Origin of the sequence: Micromonospora sp. CPCC 205539, assembly GCF_036906815.1 — a bacterium.
Taxonomy (GTDB): domain Bacteria; phylum Actinomycetota; class Actinomycetes; order Mycobacteriales; family Micromonosporaceae; genus Micromonospora.
Genome location: NZ_JBAKHW010000022.1, coordinates 86,744 through 102,286, shown reverse-complemented (window position 1 = coordinate 102,286; position 15,543 = coordinate 86,744). Strand labels below are relative to the sequence as shown.

Genomic DNA, 15,543 nt, shown 5'->3' with positions numbered 1-15,543 from the left:
ATGGTGGCGACCGCAGCCGGTCTGGCGTCGGCCTACCGGGCGAGTGGGTGGTCGAAGCCTGCCTCGGACATGCGAGCCGCGGCGACCTTGAGCGACTCGACGAACTCGGCGACTCGTTCGGGGGTGAACCGCATCGTCGGTCCGCTCAGGCAGAGCGCTGCCACGACCGGCACCGATCTCCCGGTGACCGGCACCGCAACGGCGGACAGGCCCGGTTCGCGTTCACCGGCGCTGGTCGCGAATCCGGTGACCGCGGCGTCGTCGATCCACGACCGCAGCGTCTCGACGTGCGATCCGCCCCACGGCGATGACGTCGCGACCCGCGTGAGCAGGGCGGGCGTCGCGTCGCGGAGCAGGACCTTGGATGACGCGCCGGCCCACATGGGCAGCTCGTCACCGACCCGGACCACGTGGCGCAGGGCCTGCGGGCTCTCCTCCTGAGCGACGCAGACGCGGTTGATGTCCCGGGTCATGTAGAGGTTGACCGTCTCGCGGTGCGTCGCCGCGAGGTCGCGCATCAGAGAACGGGTCTCGGGTGGCACCTCCCAGCTGCGGTTGGCGAGGTGGGCCCACCGCCACAGACCGGGGCCCGCGGTGTAACCGTGGCTCGTCGCCCACAGCAGACCGTTCTGCTCGAGCGTCTGGACCAGTCGGATGACGGTCGTCTTCGCGAGGCCCGTGCTGTCCACGATCTCCCGGATGGTCACCGACGGCCGACTCTCCGTCAGCAGGGACATGATCTCCATTGCGCGCTGGACGCTGCGGACGCCGCCCGCGTCGGGGGTGTCGACGGGGGTCGGGCCCTGCGTCGATGAGTTTCGTTCGGCCATGGTCGCCATGGTCTCTCTCTCGCGTCCATCGATACGGTTTCACATCGCCGTAACGGTTTTGGAACCAACTATTGCCAGGGGACATCGACGCCCGTACGTTACACCTAGTCCGCAGGACGGTCCAGGAGTGCCACTACGCGGTCCACTCTCGAGGGAGCGGCGATGCTCGACAAGCCCATCCGTACCGCATCGATCGAGATTGCCGAGGTCGGATGCCTCATCGCTGGCGAGTGGGTCACCACGGGACCGCGACTCGAACGTGTCGGGCCCTGGGTGCGGGTCGGCGTCAGCGCCGCCCGCCAGGCGGACGAGGGCGACGTCGGCGCGGCTCTCGAGTACGCCCGCCGTGGCGCGAAGACGGTCGCCCGCCTGTCACCGGCGGCACGGGCCGCGGTGCTGGAACGCGCCGCCGTCGCGGCCACCGATCAGCGGGACCGTCTGGCGAGGCTGCTGGCGCTGGAGCTCGGCAAACCGGTCAAGGACGGGCTGGGCGAGATCGACCGGGTCGCCGACACGTTCGCCGTCGCCGCCGCCGAGGCCCGGCAGATCGGCGGTGAGGTCCTGCCGGTCGCCGGCTGGGCGCGGGGCGTGGGCAACACCGCGTTCACCCATCGCGCACCGGTCGGCGTGGCGCTGGCCATCACGCCCTTCAACGCGCCGGCCAACCTGCTGGCGCACAAGCTGGCCGCCGCGTTCGCGGCGGGCAACACGACGATCGTCAAGCCCCCGCCGCAGGCGCCAGCGGTGTCCGCGGCGCTCGTCGCGCTGCTGCTCGACTGCGGGATGCCGCCGGAGGCCGTCCAACTCCTGCACGGCGGGGGTCAGTTGGGTGCCGCCCTGTGTGGGGCCCCGGAGGTCGGCGCCATCAGCTTCACCGGCAGCGTCGCCACGGGTGCGGCGGTCGCCCGCGCGGCCGGCGCCAAACGACTCGTGCTGGAGCTCGGCGGTAACGCCGCCACCATCGTGTGCGAGGACGCGGACATCGAGGCGGCCGCCCGGATCTGCGCCGCGACCGGCTACAGCAACTCGGGGCAGAGTTGCATCTCGGTCCAGCGCGTCTACGTCCAGCGTGGTCGCTACGACGACTTCCTGGCGGCCTTCACCGCCGAGGTGGAGAAGCTGTCGGTCGCCGACCCGCTCGACCCGGGCACCGACGTCGGGTCGATGGTCGACGACGACGCGGCCGAGCGGGTCGTGGCCTGGGCCGCCGAGGCGCGGGCCGCCGGTGCGCAGATCACCACCGGCGGCCGTCGGGACGGCGCGACCGTGCTGCCGACCGTGGTGGCAGCGCCGCCCACCGACGCGCGGCTGGTCCGTGACGAGGTGTTCGGCGCGGCGGTCAGCGTGTTGCCCTACGACAGCTTCGACGAGGTCGTCGCCGCCTGCAACGACAGTCGGTACGGGCTGCAGGCGGGGCTGTTCACCAACGACGTCCGGCGGATCGTGAGCGCGTGGCGCGAGCTCGAGGTCGGTGGCCTCGTCGTCAACGGCTCATCGAACTTCCGGCTCGACCACGTCCCGTTCGGTGGGGTCAAGGACTCCGGGTTCGGGCGTGAATCGCCGCGCTGGATGATCGACGACTACACCGTGGTGAAGACGTTGTTGCTGCGTGGCATGTCCCTGTTCGGTGACCAGGAAGGCATGCGATGACTCTCGACCAACTCGTGGACGCCGACGCGCGACGCGACGACACGGTCCCCGCGGCCGAGGCCATGGTGGCCCAGCTCGAGTCGTACGGCGTGGAGTACGTCTTCGGCGTCTGTGGACACACCAACATCGCGCTGCTGGACGCCATGGGGCGCAGCAGCATCCGTTTCGTGATCGCACGGCACGAACAGGCGGCGGCGCACGCGGCCGACGGCTACGCCCGCGCCACCGGCAAGCCCGGGGTCCTGCTGCTGCACGTGGGCCCCGGCATGACGAACGCGGTCACCGGCGTGCTCACCGCCGCGATGGACTCGGTGCCGCTGGTGGCGATCACCGGTGACATCCCGTCCTACTACTACGGCCGGCATCCGCACCAGGAGGTCAACCTCCACGCCGACGCGGATCAGGCCGCGATCTACCGGCCCTTCGTCAAGCGGGCCTGGCAGGTGCACCGCGCCGCTGACCTGGCCCGGTTCACCGAGCGCGCGTTCTCGACCGCGACCGGAGGGCGTCCGGGCGCGGTGCTGCTCAGCGTGCCGATGGACCACTTCTCCCGGCCGGTCCCGCGGGGGAGCGCCGCCGGGTTCCCGCTCGTGCCGACGGAGCGGCCGGGCCTGACCGCCGAGGTCGCCGACCGGATCGCCGACCTGCTCGTGGCCGCCGAGCGGCCGCTGGTCTACCTGGGCGGCGGTCTGCGCCGCGGGCCGGGGCTCGACGCGTTGCGCTCGCTCATCGAGCACCTCGACGTCCCCGTCGCGCATTCGCTGATGGCCAAGGGCACGCTGCCCGACAGTCACCCGCTCGTGCTCGGGATGCCGGGCTTCTGGGGCCTCGAGATGACCAACCGGCACACCCGGGAGGCCGATGTCGTGCTGGCGCTGGCCACCCGCTTCGCCGAGACCGACACCAGCTCCTGGGACCCTCGCTACACCTGGCAGTTCCCGCCCGCTCAACTGATCCAGATCGACATCGACCCGGCGGAGATCGGCCGCAACTTCCCGGTCACGGTGGGCGCCGTCGCCGACGTCACCGACGCCGTGCGGGCCATCGACGTCGCCGTCCGTGAACGACAGCCCACGCCGCGCCAGCGGCCCGGGCTGCGCGACGCCATCTCCACGACCCGCCGTGCCCTCTTCACCGAGAGCCGGGAGCGCGGCACCAGCGCCCAGTTCCCGCTGCGGCCCGAGCGGATCCTCACCGACCTGCGGGCGATCCTCCCGCCGGACGCCATCCTCGTCACCGACGTCGGATGGAACAAGAACGGCGTCGCCCAGTGCTACGAACTGCCCGACGAGGGTCGGTTCATCACGCCGGGTGGCGCCTCCACGATGGGCTTCGGCCCGGCGGCGGCCGTCGGCGTCCAGATCGCCCAGCCCGACCGTACCGTCGTGGCCCTGATCGGCGACGGCGGCATGGGCGCGCAGCTGCCCGCGGTGCCCATGGCGGTCGAACAGGGCGCCCCGGTCATCTTCGTGGTGATGAACAACCGCTCCCACGGCACGATCTCCGACCTTCAAGCGGCCAACTTCGGGCGCAGCTACGGCTGCGACTTCGTCGGGCCGGACGGCTCGCCGTACAGCCCGGACTTCGCCGCCTACGGCCGGGCCTGTGGCGCCGACGGCTACCGCATCGAGACCGCCGACGAGCTCGGCACCTCGCTGCGTGCCGCCATCGCGGCCCGCCGCCCGGCGGTGCTGGACGTGCCCATGATCAACGAGCCCGTTCCGACCCCCGGCCACTGGAACATCAAGGACATCTACCGAGGTGTCTTCGACCTCACCACCCACGACGACTCGAGGTGACCCTCATGACCCGACGTTATCGGCGTACCCTCACCGCCGCGCTCCTCGCCACCGGAGTGGTCTTCGCCGCCGCCTGCTCCGCCCCGGGAGAGGAGGCCGGCAATGGGGACGGGAAGAGCGGCCCCATCAAGATCGCCATCGCCAACGCGCAGAGCGGCCAACTGAGCTCACTCGGCGCCTGGGAGCTCAAGGGTGCCAAACTCGCCATCGACGAGTGGAACAAGAAGGGCGGCATCGACGGCCGCCAGATCGAGATCGGCGTCTTCGACAGTCAGGGTGACCCGACGGTCGGCACCAACGTCGCCCGCAAGATCGCGAGCGAGGGTTACATCGCGATGCTCGGCACCGCCGAGAGCGCGGTCACGATCGCCATGGCGCCGATTCTCCGCCAGGAGGAGATCCCCAACATCACCTCCGGCCAGTCGCCGGGTCTGGTCGCCGTCAAGAGCCCGTTCCTGTTCCTCAACGGCCCGACGAGCGTGACCTACGACGAGACGCTGGCCAAGCACCTCGTGGACAAGCGGGGGATCAAGAAGATCGCTCTCATCACCAACAACGGCTCCTACGGCAAGGGCGAACACGACGCGTTCACCAAGGCGCTGAGCAGCCGCAGCGTGACGCCGGTGGCCGACCAGGTCGTCACCACCGACCAGAAGGACTTCAGCGCGGCCCTCACGAACATCCGTCAGAAGGGCCCTCAGCTGATCTTCGTCGGCGCGGAGGAGGTGCAGTCCGGCCTGATCGTCAAGCAGGCCCGCGACCTCGGCATCACCGTTCCGTTCGCCGGAGCCGCACCGCAGGGCACGCCCGTGTTCCTCGACACCGCCGGCGCGGCGAACACCGAGGGCACGATCGTGAGCACGCCGTACCTCAGCAACGAGGTGAGTGACGCCTCCCGTGCCTTCGCCGCCGCCTACCTGGCCGCGCACGGCGAGCCGGCCGAGATGCACGGCGCGAAGGCGTACGACGGCGCGCAGATCCTGCTGACCGCCCTCAAGAACAGCAACGGGGCCACGGGCAAGGAACTCGCCGACGCGATCCGGGCGGTCAAGCACAAGGGTCTGCTGGGCGACTTCGCGTACGACGAGACGGGCGTGGGCATCTTCGCGACCTCGATCGGCACCATCACCGCCGGCAAGTTGGTCCCGGCCGAAGGCTGACCGTAACGGGGCGGCCCTCGCCGGGCCGCCCCTGATCGTCGGGAGAGGGTCAGAGAAGAATGCAAGTCTTTCTGCAGACGTTCATCGGCGGGATGAGCCTCGGCGCGATCTACGCTCTCGTCGCGTTGGGTTTCTCCCTCGTCTACCGCACCATGGGCCTGGTCAACTTCGCCCACGGCAGTGTCGTGATGATCGGCGCCTATCTGGCGTCGACGTTCTACCTCACGGTGCGACTGCCCTTCGCGCTGGCCATGGTGGTGGCGATCGGGGTCACCGGCCTCATCGGCGTCATCATCGAGCGGGTGCTGCGGCCCTTGGAGAACAAGGACTTCGACCTGATGTTGATCGGCACGATCGGCTTCGGGATCGTGCTGGAGGCGCTGGCGATCGTCATCTGGGGAGCGACCGGCCGCGCGGTGCCATCGCCCGTGCCGGCGGCACCGCTGGACGTCTTCGGGCTCCGCATCCGGACGTACGACCTCGTCGTGCTCGCCATCGCGGCCGCCGCGACGATCCTGCTGGTCTTCTTCCTGCAACGGACGAAGCGGGGCGTCGCGATGCAGGCGGTGGCCATGGACCACCAGGCGGCGACGGCCGTCGGCATCCATGTCGGTCGGAGCAACTCGATGGCGTTCATGATCGGGGCCGGCCTCGCCACCCTGGCCGGCGGCCTGGTCGGTCCGTTGCTGTACGTGAGCCCGGCCATGGGTGGGTTGCTCGGTATCAAGGGCTTCGCCGGGGCGATCCTCGGCGGCTTCGGCAGCGTCCCGGGCGCGATTCTCGGTGGGCTCAGCATCGGGGTGATCGACTCGTTCGCGGCCGGGCACTTCCAGGGCTACTCGGAGCTGGTCACGTTCCTGATCTTCACCATGATCATCATGATCCGGCCGACCGGAATCTTCGGCGAGAGGACGGTGAACCGGGCATGAGATTCCGGCTCGGCGTGCTGGCTGTGCTGGCGGTCTTCGCGTGGCTGCTGCCGTACCAGCTCAACTCGTACACCATGCACGTGGTCAACGTCATGCTGCTCTACGCGATCCTCGCGGTCGGCCTCGGCCTGGCCATGGGCGTCGCCGGGCAGATCAACCTGGCGCAGGTGGCGTTCTTCGGCGTGGGGGCCTACGCCACGGCCGTCCTCACGGTCCGGGCCGGCCTGGGATTCTGGGTGGCCGCCCTGCTCGCGGTCCTCGCCACCGCGGCGGTCGGCCTGGTCGTGGGTACGCCGGCACTCCGCGTGCAGTCCCACTACCTGGGGATCGTGACGCTCGGGCTCGCGTTGGCCTTCACCAACTGGGTGACCAACTCCGAGCTCGCCGGCGGCGCCGAGGGCATCTCCGGCATCCCACGTCCGGGCCTGCCCGGCATCGACCTGTCCAGCGCCTACCTCTACTACTACGTCGAGCTGCTGCTGTTCGCGGTGACGCTGGCCTTCGGCCTCTTCGTCGTGCACACGTCGCTGGGCCGGCGGATGCGCGCCATGCGCGACGACTCCCTCGCCGCCGGCGCGGTCGGCGTCGAGGTGCCGGCGCTGCGGATGACGGCCTTCCTGCTCGCCAGCGTCTACGGTGGCGTCGCGGGCGTGCTCTATTCCGGGCTGATCGGCTACGTCGCGCCGGAGACGTTCAGCATCGCCAACATGTTCCTGCTCCTCGCCATGGTGATCATCGGAGGGCGGCAGAGCCTGGTGGGGTGCGTGGTCGGCGCGATCGCCCTCGCCCTCGTCCGTGAGGTGCTGATCGACTATCCGACCTACGCGCAGGTCGCGTACGGAAGCGTCGTGGTCCTCACCGTCGTGTTCGCGCCGACCGGGTTGGCCGGCCTTCCACAGCGTCTGCGCTCGGCGGCGGGACGCCTGGGCTGGCGGCGGACCGTCCGGCAGGCCGCGTCACTGAGCCCCTTCCAGCCGTACGAGGCCGGGCCCGCGAGGGTCGAGGACGCGGCACCCATCCTCGAGATCCGCGACCTCAGCATGCACTTCAAGGGCGTCAAGGCGGTCAACGACGTCTCCATCGCGGTGCCGGCCGGGCAGATCAGGGGCATCGTCGGCCCGAACGGCTCCGGCAAGACGACTCTCTTCAACGTGATCAGCGGGCTCTACCGGCCGACCGCCGGACGGGTGATCCTCGACGGTCGCGACGTCACCGCGGCTCGACCACACGCCCTGGCTCACGCCGGCATCGCGCGGACCTTCCAGAACCTGCGGCTCTTCGCGGCGCTGACCGTACGGGACAACGTCCTGGTCGCCCTCGACCCGACCCGGGCCCGGGGCACCTGGCGGTACCTCGTGCTCCCGCTCGGCGTATGGCGGCGCGACCGGGCCCTGCGCCGGGAGGCCGACGCCCTGCTCGACCGGTTCGGCCTGCGCGCCTTCGCGGACAGCCAGCCGACGGCGTTGCCGTACGGCACCCAGCGTCGGGTCGAGATCGCCCGCGCCATGGCCGCCCGACCGCGGCTCGTGCTGCTCGACGAGCCGGCCGCCGGCCTCAACGGTGACGAGGTCCGGCAACTGTGCGACATCGTCCGCTCGATCCGCGACACCGGCGTCACCGTCGTGGTGATCGAACACAACATGGGGATGGTCATGTCCTTGTGCGACCACGTCACCGTCTTCGCCCACGGCGCGATCATCGCCGACGGACCGCCGGAGGAGGTGGCCGTCTCACCCGAGGTGATCGAGGCGTACCTCGGGGAGACCATGGCCATGCCGGCACCGGTCGCGTCGGAGGCCCAGCGATGACCGCCACCCCCGACCAGTCGGGCATCGGGCGTCGGCTCGTCGTCGATGGCCTCTCGGTCCGGTACGGCGGAGTGACGGCCGCCCACGACGTGTCGTTCACCGTGCAACCGGGGCAGTCGGTCGGCATCATCGGCGCGAACGGCGCCGGCAAGACCTCCACGCTCAAGGCGCTGATGGGCCTGGTGCCCCGCACCGTACGGTCGATCCGCTTCGGCGACGCCGACCTCACCCGGGTGCCGGGCCGCGCCATGGTCCGCCACGGTATCGGGTACGTGCCGGAGGGCCGGCACGTCTTCCCCGGCCTCCCGGTGGAGAAGAACCTCCTGCTCGGGGCGTACACCCGTCGCTGGAAGGGCCCGACGCTGGACACCCTCGGCGAGGTCTACGAGCTCTTTCCGGTCCTGCGCGAGATGCGCGGCCGGCTCGCCGGCGCGTTGTCCGGCGGGCAGCAGCAGATGCTCGCCATCGGGCGGGCGCTGATGTCGGCGCCGCAGCTCATGCTGCTCGACGAGCCGTCGATGGGCCTCTCACCGAAGCTGGTCAGCGAGATCGTCGCCGTGCTCAAGCAGCTCAACGAACGCGGCCTGAGCATCCTGCTCGTCGAACAGAACGCGCAGTTGACGTTCGAGGTGACGACCGAGTGTCTCGTCATGGAGAACGGTGTCGTCGCCATGACGGACACGTCGGCGGCCCTCCGCCAGAACCCCCAGGTACGCAAGATCTATCTCGGCCTCTGAAGAGGAGAGGTGTCTGCCGATGCCACACATCGATCGAAGAAACGTACTCAAAGGGATGGCCGCGACGGCCGTGGCCGCCACGGTCGGCCCGGCCGATCCCGCCGGGGCCACTGGTCACCGCCCACCCTCCGCCGCCGACCTCGCCCGCTTCGACACCCCCGGCGACCAGGACTTTCCGAAGGTCGGCGGCAATCTGGGCAACCAGAACTACACCGCGCTGCGCCGTATCGATCGCGGCAACATCCGCCGTCTGCGCGGGGGCTGGGTCAACCGGATCGAGGGCGGTCTCGCCACCGGCAACAGCCAGAGCACGGCAGTCGCCGTCGACGGGGTGCTCTACATCGAGTCCGCGCTCGGCAACGTCATCGCGGTCGACGGGGCTACCGGGCTCACCAAGTGGCGGTACGACCAGACCCGCGGCGCGCTGACCCGGCGCGGCGTGGCGGTCGGTGGCGGCCACGTCTTCACCAAGTCGAACGAGAACTACGTCATCGCGCTCGACCAGGAGACCGGCCAGGTCGCCTGGGAGCACCAGGTCAACGGCTTCGGCAACATCGAGAAGGTCGCCGTCGTCTACCACGACGGCCTGCTCTTCTGCGGCACCAACGACGGGCCCCGGGGCGCCGCCATCGCGCTCGACGCCTCCAACGGCGAGGTGCTGTGGCACTTCTGGGGCACACCCGGCCCCGGCGAGCTCGGCAACGAGACCTGGGAGGGCGACTCCTGGATGGAGGGCGGCGCCACACCGTGGATCCACCCGGCCGTCGACCCCGAGCTCGGCCTGACCTACTGGACGTTCGGCAACGCACGCGGCAACAACTCGTCGCAGGACGGATCGGCCCGGGGCGGGCAGAACCTGTTCGCCAACTCGCTCGTCGCGCTGGATCTGCGGACCGGCGCCTACCGGTGGCACTTCCAGTCGATCCACCACGACATCTGGGACATGGACAACGTGATGTCGCCGGTCCTCGCCGACGTCACCATTCGCGGCCGCAAGCGCAAGGTCGTCATCTACGGCAGCAAGTCCGGCATGTTCTTCATCCTCGACCGCAGCACCGGCACGGCCCCGCTCGGCATCGTCGAACGGCCGGTGCCGCAGGAGCCGCGCCAGAAGACGTGGCCGACGCAGCCGTTCCCCGTACAGGGCGGCTGGACCGAGCAGCGGGTCGTCGACCAGCCACTCGGCACCACCGTCCCCGGCGACCCCAACCGTGCGGTGCCCAACTACGTGCAGGGCGCGCTCTACGACCCGCACTGGGAGACGCCCATCCTCACCATCCCGGGCCACGGTGGCGGCGGGGACTGGTCACACCTGTCGTTCAGCCACCGCACCGGCCTGGTCTACAACGGCTTCGGGTACGTCGCCGCCGCGCACTCGCTCACCGAGAGCAGCAACGGGCTCCGCCCGCCCGGCGAGTACCAGACCGGGGGCATCGTCGCCGTCGACGTCCGCACCAACCGGGTGGAGTGGAAGCGGCGGATGCCGTACTCCCTGGCACACGGCAACGGCATCCTCACCACCGCCAGCGACCTGATGTTCATCGGCCAGCCCGACGGCAACCTCCTGGCCCTGGACGCCCGCAACGGCCGTGAGCTGTGGCGGTTCCAGACCGGCGCGGCCATCAGCTCCAGCCCGATCATGTATCGCGCCGGCGGCAAGGAGTACCTGGCGGTCTACGCCGGGGGAACCAGCATCCCGTACGGAAACTCCGCGCCACGCGGTGACTTCCTCTGGGCGTTCGAGATCGGCGGTGACCTCGGCCCGGCACTGACACCGCCACCCCCGGTGATCCGTCGACCGGTCTCCGGTGGCCCGATCGAGGGCGCGGCGGTGGCGAACACGGTCACCATCGGGCGGACGTACAACCCCGCCACCGGCGAGGTCGGCGCCACCGAGTCGTTCGCGGTCGCCGGCATGGCGCCCACACACCTGCGGGTTCCGGTCGGCACGACCGTGACGTTCATCAACCATCCCGGCAATGCCGGTGTGCGAGGCGTGACGCAGTTCTTCGAAGGGCTCTTCGACGTACGGCTCGCGCCCGGCGAGTCGTACCAGTACACGTTCACCCGCGTCGGCGAGTACTTCTACAACGACCCAGGGAGCCCGCGCTCGACCGGAAAGATCGAGGTCTACTGACGGGGCGGCGAATCAGTGGCGGTGTCGTCCAGCAGCAGTTTGTCACCCGGCGGCGTCACCGCTGCGTAGGGCCGCCACGCCCTAACAGGTCGGAAGTGGATCAATGCCTCCAGCGTAATGCGCCCAATCAGCGGACGTGATCGGCCCGCCGTTCTGCTCACACACCTGGCTGTACAACATCACAAACGATGTGGCGTCCCAGATTCGGGCAGTCCGGTCTTGGCTGGCGGTGGCGATGGTCCTGCCGTCCGGGCTGAACGCCACCGAGAACAGTGCGCCAGTGTGGCCGGCGAGGGTCGTGGTCGGGTGACCGGTGACCGCATCCCACGTTCGGGCCGTTCCATCCTGGCTGGCGGTGGCGATGGTCCGGCCGTCCGGACTGAACACCGCCTTGTTCACCTCGGCGGTGTGGCCGGTGAGAATGGCTATCGGACGGCCCGTGATCGCATCCCAGGTTCGAGCCGACCCGTCCCTGCTGCCAGTAGCGATAGTCCTGCCATCCGGGCTGAACACCACCGAAGAGACGGACTTGCTGTGGCCGGTGAGGGTGGCGATCGGACGACCCGAGGCCGCATGCCAGGTCCGGGCCGTCCCATCCGTGCTGGCGGTAGCAATGGTCTTGGCATCTGGACTCATGGCCACCGAGATCACGAGGCCGGTGTGGCCGGTGAGGGTGGCGATCGGGTGACCGGTGGTCGCATCCCAGGTCCGGGCCGCGCCATCGTCGTTGGCGGTGGCGACGGTTCCACCATCCGGACTGAACACGACCTCCCAGACGGGGCCGGCGTGACCAGCTAGCGTCAGGATCGGGTGACCGGTGGCCGCATCCCAGGTCCGGGCTGTCCCATCGTGACTGGCGGTAGCAATGGTCTTGGCATCTGGACTCATGGCCACCGAGTTCACGGCGTCAGTGTGGCCGGTGAGGGTGGCGATCGGGTGACCGGTGCTCGCATCCCAGGTCCGGGCTGTCCCATCGTGGCTGGCGGTGGCGACGGTCGCGCCGTCCGGACTGAACACCACCTCGTTCACCGGCGCGGCGTGGCCGGTGAGAGCGGCGACCGGATGACCGGTGACCACGTCCCAGGTTCGCGCCGTCCCATCGGTGCTGGCGGTGGCAACGGTCCGACCGTCCGGGCTGAACACCACCACATTCACCCGACTGGTGTGACCGGCTAGGGTCGTGCTTGGGCGACCGGTGGTCGCATCCCAGGTCCGGGCCGTCCCATCCAGGCTCGCGGTGGCAACGGTTCGCCCGTCCGGACTGAACACCAACGAGTCCACGAGGCCGCTGTGGCCGGTGAGGGTGGCGATCGGGCGACCGGTGGTCGCATCCCAGGTCCGGGCCGTTCCATACCCGCCGGCGGTGGCGATCGTCCGGCCGTCAGGGCTGAACACCGCCGGGCCCATGGCGTCGACGAGGGTGAAGATCGGGCGGCCCGTGCGCGCATCCCAGACCCCAGGCGTCCCGCCCCCGCCGGCGATCGTCCGGCCGTTCGAGCTGAACGCTATCGAGTTGATGTCGCCGTCGAGGGTGAAGATCGGGCGGCCCGTGCGCGTATTCCAGATCTGGGCCTTCCCCGCTGTCCCGGCGGTGGCGATCGTCTGGCCGTCCGGGCTGAACACGACCGAGTCCTCGGCGCCGTCGAGGGTGAAGATCGGGTGACCGGTGGCCGCATCCCAGGTCCGCGCCGTCCCGTCCTGGCTGCCGGTGGCGATCGTCCGGCCGTCTGGGCTGAATACCACTGACGACACAGCCGCGCTGTGGCCGGTGAGGGTGAGGATCGAGCGACCCGTGCGCGCATCCCAGGTCCGAACCGTCGTGTCCACGCTGGCGGTGGCGATCGTCCGGCCGTCCGGACTGAATACCACTGACAACACAAGCCCGCTGTGGCCGGTGAGGGTGAAGATCGGGCGACCCGTGACCGCATCCCAGGTCCGGGCCGTCCCATCGATGCTGGCGGTAGCAATGGTTTCACCGTCCGGGCTATACACAACCGAGTCCACGCGGCCGGTGTGACCGGTAAGAATTTGCCGACCTGGTCGGGTTTGGGTCGCGGCCATGGCTGCCTGAGTTTCGGCATTGTTAGCAAGCCGCCAGCCAAGAGCAGCCATGACCCGGGACGTTCGGGGGTCCTGGTCACCGACAAGCTGGCTCTGAGCGGCGAGTTGCCGTGCGACCGCAAGTTCGCGTTGGTCGTTGGCGTCGCGAGTGGCGTTGGAGGCCACGACCGCGGCGAGCGACGCGCCTACTGCCAGGAGGGCCAGTGTGCTCGCGGCGGCGCGGCGTATCCAGGTGGTCCGTTTCGCGACCTGGTGGGCTTGGGCCAGGAAGTCGGATTCGATGTCGCTCAGGATGGGAGCATCCACCCAGCGGCGGTGCCAGGCTGCCGTGGCGGTGGCGATGATGTTCAGGCGCGCTCCCCGGTAGAGGAACGACGGGTCACGGCCGCGGGTGTCCCATTCGGTGGCGTCCTCCAGCAGTTGGCTGTAGAGGACTCGATCGGCGAGGTGGTCCTCCATCCACGTGCGTAGCCGTGGCCATGCTGTCAGGAGCGTGTCGTGGGCCATATCGATGCCGTGGTCACCCCGGACGATGAGCCTGGAAGCGATGAAGGCTTCGATGACCAGAGCCGCGTCGTCCGTGGCCTTACCCACCGCATTGTTGGGTATCGGGCGTCGCGAAAGTTGCCCATCTCGCGACACCGTGGTCAGTTGCCGGAATAGCTCACGGGCGACGTCCTGCTGAACGGCGGTGAGGCTGGCGTAACTGTCCTCGGCGCTGGCGCGGACCGCATCGGTGACTCCTCCGCTGGCGGCGAAACTCCGACGGGTCAACCGTCGGCCCTCTCGGTGCTCCCAGATTCTGAGCATCGCCTGCGACAACAGTGGCAGCGTCCCCACCCCGAACGGGGCATCCCGGGTACGCAGGTCAGCCAGAATGTCGTCGGTCAAACCGTTCTCCACCTCCAGCCCGCAGGCATGGGCGGGACCGGTGATCGTGAGTCGCAGGTCAGCTTCGGCCATGGGCCCGACTATGAACTGCTGTCGCTGCAGTACCCGGACCAATTGCGGGTGCTCGGCGCACCGGTCCACGAAGTCCCCGCGGACACCGATGATCACCACCCCCGGTGCTCGGCCGCCAGCCGGCCCGGTGGCTATCGCCGTGAGAGCGGTCAGAAACGCCCGATGCTCGTCGGCGTCCGCGACGAACGTGAAGAGGTCTTCAAACTGATCAACCACCAACACCAGGCGCCCGTGCTCGCGTACCTGTCCGGCCGCTCCGCGGGGCAACCGCGCCGCATGCGCCAGGACGACCTGACGTGCGAAAGCACCGGCGGCAGCAGGGTCCCCGGTCAGCTCCCGGATCACCGACGCTACGTCGACTCCCGCTCCAGCGGCGAGATGGACGGCCAGCTCCCGCACCGGATTCCCTGTCGGGGTCAGCACCACCGTCGGCCAATCCGCCGATCCGGCCACCGCGATCTGCCCTGCCCCGATCGCGGGCAGCAGCCCCGCCCGCAACAAGGACGACTTACCCGCGCCTGAAGCGCCCGTCACCACCACCATCGACAGATCCGACAGGCTTTGCTCCACGACCTCGACCAGGTGCGCACACACCCGCTCCCGGCCGTAGAACATGTGCCCCTCGTTCTGCTGGAACGGCCACAACCCCCGATATGGCACCTGGCCCAACGTGGCGGCAGAAATCTCATCGCCGGCGTCAGCCTGCTCGCGGCCGACGGACACCCGAGCGAACGTCTCGACCGTCCGCAGTTGCTCACGGATCAGCCGCACCTGGACCGACTGACGCAAGGACAACTCGCGATCCGCCCGCTGCTCGGCGTTCTGCACCCGCATGCTGACCTGCAACTCGTCGACGGTTTCGTGCACCTGCGCCAGCAGCCCCCCAACCTCGGCGAGTTCGTCACCCAACCAGCCCAGCCCGGAGATCAGCGTCCGCTGTAGCTCCTCGTCTCCCGACGCGACCGCCGCCTCGATCGCCACACGGGCGGCGCCAGTCTCAGACAACACTGCCGCGATCTCCTTGCGTAGCGCGGCACCGTCCGGACCACCCGCCGTTAGAAGAGCCTCCATCCGTTCCGACAACTCCGCCACGACAGCCTCTGTGGTTACCGGTATGTCGCTCTTGGCACGAAGCTTGTTTACCGCACTGGCTATGAGATCGGTGAGGATATTTGCCCCCACCGCACCCAATACACCTACCCCAGCAACCACCACCACACCGCTGCCCACTACTGCGGGGACCACCGGTGCCAAAGCCGAAGCACACAACGTGGCCAACACCGCACCTCGTGACGCCCCTCGCAGCCCTCCGACCTTCGACACAACTCTCCGAACGCCCGCCTGCATCCGGCTACGCTGCTCAAGATCTCGCCCGAACTCGTCCACGCTTACCACTATCACCAACGCTGCAAGGCAACACGGCCTTCGGTGACCATCACGCCGCATCCGAGTACTGCCGTCATGACCTG

Annotated in this window: 9 protein-coding genes; 7 read left to right on the top strand and 2 right to left on the bottom strand. The window is 69.4% G+C overall.

The genetic code is table 11. The features are described 5' to 3' along the window. Nucleotides 1-32: 32 nt before the first annotated feature. Nucleotides 33-830, bottom strand: coding sequence for an IclR family transcriptional regulator (locus V6V47_RS20550; protein WP_334629927.1), 798 nt, complete (start codon nucleotides 828-830; stop codon nucleotides 33-35). 162 nt (nucleotides 831-992) lie between these two features. On the opposite strand from V6V47_RS20550, the gene V6V47_RS20545 reads away from it, so the two are divergent. The 7 genes from V6V47_RS20545 to V6V47_RS20515 are packed head-to-tail and all read left to right on the top strand — an operon-like array spanning nucleotide 993 to nucleotide 11,050. Continuing rightward, nucleotides 993-2,480, top strand: a complete 1,488-nt coding sequence (locus tag V6V47_RS20545) for an aldehyde dehydrogenase family protein (protein ID WP_334629926.1) — start codon at nucleotides 993-995, stop codon at nucleotides 2,478-2,480. Beyond that, nucleotides 2,477-4,279, top strand: coding sequence for a thiamine pyrophosphate-binding protein (locus V6V47_RS20540; RefSeq protein ID WP_334629925.1), 1,803 nt, complete (start codon nucleotides 2,477-2,479; stop codon nucleotides 4,277-4,279). Before V6V47_RS20545 ends, V6V47_RS20540 begins: the two co-directional genes overlap by 4 nt. Before the next feature lie 5 nt (nucleotides 4,280-4,284). Then, entirely contained in the window at nucleotides 4,285-5,439 is a 1,155-nt protein-coding gene (locus V6V47_RS20535; protein WP_334629924.1) for an ABC transporter substrate-binding protein, read from the top strand. 59 nt (nucleotides 5,440-5,498) lie between these two features. After that, the gene (locus V6V47_RS20530; RefSeq protein ID WP_334629923.1) at nucleotides 5,499-6,368 is read left to right on the top strand and encodes a branched-chain amino acid ABC transporter permease; all 870 of its coding nucleotides are present in this window, start codon (nucleotides 5,499-5,501) and stop codon (nucleotides 6,366-6,368) included. After that, entirely contained in the window at nucleotides 6,365-8,176 is a 1,812-nt protein-coding gene (locus V6V47_RS20525; protein WP_334629922.1) for a branched-chain amino acid ABC transporter ATP-binding protein/permease, read from the top strand. The genes V6V47_RS20530 and V6V47_RS20525 overlap by 4 nt, the downstream gene beginning before the upstream one ends. Next, nucleotides 8,173-8,913, top strand: a complete 741-nt coding sequence (locus V6V47_RS20520; RefSeq protein WP_334629921.1) for an ABC transporter ATP-binding protein — start codon at nucleotides 8,173-8,175, stop codon at nucleotides 8,911-8,913. The genes V6V47_RS20525 and V6V47_RS20520 overlap by 4 nt, the downstream gene beginning before the upstream one ends. A gap of 55 nt (nucleotides 8,914-8,968) precedes the next feature. After that, nucleotides 8,969-11,050 carry an outer membrane protein assembly factor BamB family protein gene (locus V6V47_RS20515; RefSeq protein ID WP_334629920.1) on the top strand — a complete coding sequence of 694 codons (2,082 nt, stop codon included), beginning with the start codon at nucleotides 8,969-8,971 and terminating at the stop codon, nucleotides 11,048-11,050. 81 nt (nucleotides 11,051-11,131) lie between these two features. Here the strand turns inward: V6V47_RS20515 and V6V47_RS20510 are convergent, their stop codons facing one another. Next, nucleotides 11,132-15,460 (bottom strand): nSTAND1 domain-containing NTPase, encoded by a 4,329-nt coding sequence (locus V6V47_RS20510; RefSeq protein WP_334629919.1) that lies wholly within the window; start codon nucleotides 15,458-15,460, stop codon nucleotides 11,132-11,134. Nucleotides 15,461-15,543 lie beyond the last annotated feature (83 nt).